Consider the following 399-nt stretch of genomic DNA (forward strand, 5'->3'; position numbering starts at 1 on the left):
GTATGCGCTTCTTCACTTGACCATATAACCCCAAGCAATCTGGTTATACTGTGAAGACGACATTCGCCGAAAATTCGATTGAGCTCCTAAGAGCCACTCACAAATTTTACCTTAGCCTGATCCGTTATCAGTGAAAGTAACGTTCAGTCTATCTTTCTATCACATACCCAAATTTTTAAAGAACGAACTAGTCAAAGACTAGAAATCAATATTCACGCTGGAATACTCATTTCTAAACTCTAACGAAACAGACCACTTTAAAGGCTGGCCTCTCGTCTTCTTCAATGAATCAAGCAATTCGTGTGGGAACTTATGGAGCAGCTGAGTCGTCGATTAAGGAGGTGATCCAGCCGCAGGTTCCCCTACGGCTACCTTGTTACGACTTCACCCCAGTCATGA

At 42.9% G+C, this 399-nt stretch carries 1 rRNA gene; it reads right to left on the reverse strand.

The window, feature by feature from the left end:
- Window positions 1–334 precede the first annotated feature (334 nt).
- Window positions 335–399, reverse strand: a 16S ribosomal RNA gene (locus tag KW846_RS29730); the annotation flags it as partial.

The sequence above is a fragment of the Pseudomonas sp. PDM32 genome (assembly GCF_019219225.1).
Taxonomy (GTDB): domain Bacteria; phylum Pseudomonadota; class Gammaproteobacteria; order Pseudomonadales; family Pseudomonadaceae; genus Aquipseudomonas; species Aquipseudomonas laurylsulfatiphila.